The organism is Leisingera aquaemixtae (assembly GCF_019801145.1).
GTDB lineage: Bacteria > Pseudomonadota > Alphaproteobacteria > Rhodobacterales > Rhodobacteraceae > Leisingera > Leisingera aquaemixtae_A.
Window position 1 is genome coordinate 1 of record NZ_JAHVJQ010000044.1, and the last position, 647, is coordinate 647.

At 62.8% G+C, this 647-nt stretch carries 1 protein-coding gene; it reads right to left on the reverse strand.

The window, feature by feature from the left end; genetic code table 11:
* On the reverse strand, positions 1 to 641 hold a 641-nt coding region (locus KUW17_RS23210; RefSeq protein ID WP_222482658.1), incomplete at its 3' end, for an extracellular solute-binding protein.
* Between the last annotated feature and the right edge of the window lie 6 nt (positions 642 to 647).

The following is a 647-nucleotide window of genomic DNA, read 5'->3' on the forward strand; positions in this document are numbered from 1 at the left end:
TGGCCCGCATCGGACCAGTAGAACCGCACATTCGGGTGGATCTGGCGCAGGAAGTCGGAGGCTTTTTGGAATTCCTCGTCCGACATGTCGGTATAGCTGGAGGCGCCGGTCGCCAGCGCTGCCATCGCATAGGCCGAGGAGGCCGCGTCGGGGATGGCGATCTTGCCCTGGTAGGCAGGGTCGGCCAGCAGCTGCAGCGAGACCGCGCCCTCATCGATCTGGTCGGTGCGGTAGATCAGCCCGGTGTTGCCCCATTCAAACGGCACCATATAAGTCTCGCCGTCGATGGTGACGCCGTCCACATCCTTGATCTGCGGCAGCAGGCTGTCCCAGTTGCTGATTTTCGAGGTGTCGATCGGCTTCAAGAGCCCTGCCGCCACCCATTTGCGCAACCCGTCCGTGCAGGGGTGGGCGAGGTCGGCGGCAAAACCCGATTGCAGCTTGGTGAAGGCTTCCTCGACGCTGCCGAAATAGGTGTAGCTGGGCGCGCCGCCGTATTTGGCGACGTAATCGCCGTAAAACCCCTGATCCTCGTAGCCGGACCAGTCAAAGACCGACAGGCTGGCGGCGTCGGCGGATGCGATGCCCGCCGAGGCGGTCAATGCCGTGGCCGCGGCCAGTACCGTTTTGAAGTGTTTCATATGTTG